Genomic DNA, 1836 nt, shown 5'->3' with positions numbered 1-1836 from the left:
CTTACTGAAGTTGTCCGACCCTGAGTCCCGACCGGGACGTTAGGGACTGGCACGTAGCTTGCGTATGCAGGCGAGTGACAGGAGGACAATTTGGCGTAGCCCGAGCGAGGGCTCGTCCCGAAGCGAAGCAGTAAGTCGCTGTTATGCGCTGGACTGCACTAGAAGGCTAATCCCAATCCTATTTTACCTGAATATTCTTGTAAAGACCATGCGTGCGAAAGGCTTTTCTTTTTTGCCTCGAAAAGCATAGAATCTGGCACTTTATAAGCATCGAAATTTGAACCAGCAGCTTCAATTAAAATGTAAAAGTTTTCGGCTAAAAAGACTCTGCTTCCGATAGACAATGTTGTTTTGTAAATAATTGCCATATCCTCTAAATTTCTACCGTATCCAAATCCCAATCTAACATATGGATCAAAAATAGGATGGGTAATGAAATGGTATGCTAAATGTAATCCAAGAGTATAAATTTGTAAAAATTCAGGATTAGATTTTGTGTTATAAGGAAGTAAAATTTCGCGAATTACCGAGTTTTCTCTTGCTGCTTGATTTGTTAAATAAGTATTCAAGTAATCATTTGTTAAATTATTTTGAAATTTAGTGTCACTAATGTTTAAAGCTTCAAAATTTGTATTATTTAAACTAATGCCAAACCCAAATTTAGGATTAAATAGATATTCCATAAAAATTGAAAATGCCTTGCTGTTTAATTTAGGCTTAGGAGAATTTTCAAAAGCGTAAATACTTGCTAATTTTTGATCATCAGTTCCATAGCTTGCAGTTCTGTCGCCGATTACTTCCTGTCTATTTAGGAAGTCGTTGTTTTTATTCATAACACCATTATCAATTTGATGAAGATTTGTGTTTGGTATAAATAGTGAACGCGAAGTAGTTACTTCAAGGAAAAATTTTCTATTTTCAAGAATACTTTCTGCACTAATGCTTTGCTGTAAAGATATAGCTATTAGTAAAATAATTTTAATTCGAATTTTTTTCATTTAATTTCTGTTTTTTGCAGTCTTGCGCATAACGAACTAGGGGAGACGACGTTCCTCGTAGCTGAGCCTGCGAATGCAGGCGTTAGCGTCGGCGCGTCTTCTTGCGGAGCGAGAAGCGTGACGGAGAGGAATGTGCCACAGGCCAAGCGAGGCCTTGTGCCGAAGCGCAGCGTTTCCCCGCTGTTATGCGCAGTATTGCATTTTTAGATATTTTTTAGAGCATCGCATAATTCTGTCCCGATTAATTTTCCGAAATTGAAATATTCCTCAAACTCCTCTTTTTCAAGGCGAGGAGCGACGTATTTTGCACTTTCCAAAAATTCAAAGTTTATCATAGGTTTTGAAATTGAATAATGATATAGATTGAAATTAATCAGTTTTTTTTTATCGTCATTAGATTGATATTTTTTTGAAAGTAGATTTGATTGTGGTATCAAATTTTCAATATTTTGTTCATCATCTAAAATTAAGTGAAGATCAAATCTATTAAGCTTATTACTATTGCTATTATCAGTCAAAGTATTTAGGGATTCAGAAGATTTATTTAAGAACTTTGAAAATCCAACATATAAATTGACTCTTTTATTTATGATCTGGCACTTTCTTAAAGAATCAATTATTCCGTTGCTTATATAGCCAGATTTTTTTCTATTATTTCTATTAAACGGATATTCAAAATGAATAACATAATCATTAAATCTACTTTCAATTTTCTTTAAATGATTGGTGCTCAATTTTACAAAATCTCGCTTTGTAATGCTGCAACATAGAGAGAAAGCTAAAAAAGAAATTAGTATTATTTTTTTCATTTTAAAGAGTCGGTTTGCAATATTGCGCA

General features: G+C 34.2%; 2 protein-coding genes. Both read right to left on the bottom strand.

Going from position 1 to position 1836, the window contains the following annotated elements; genetic code table 11:
• Positions 1–158: 158 nt before the first annotated feature.
• Positions 159–998, bottom strand: a complete 840-nt coding sequence (locus ND811_RS19195) for a hypothetical protein (protein ID WP_265353588.1) — start codon at positions 996–998, stop codon at positions 159–161.
• Between the two features lie 203 nt (positions 999–1201).
• Positions 1202–1836 (bottom strand): hypothetical protein (locus ND811_RS19190; RefSeq protein WP_265365558.1); only part of this gene is annotated, 635 nt, incomplete at its 5' end.

It is taken from the genome of Leptospira soteropolitanensis, assembly GCF_026151655.1.
Lineage (GTDB): Bacteria > Spirochaetota > Leptospiria > Leptospirales > Leptospiraceae > Leptospira_A > Leptospira_A soteropolitanensis.
Note: the sequence above shows the minus strand (reverse complement) of the source record. Positions and strands in the feature narration are given on the sequence as shown.

Excerpts from the sequence above, each read along its gene's own strand:
- ND811_RS19195 (WP_265353588.1), bottom strand. The coding sequence starts at position 998 with ATGAAAAAAATTCGAATTAAAATTATTTTACTAATAGCTATATCTTTA.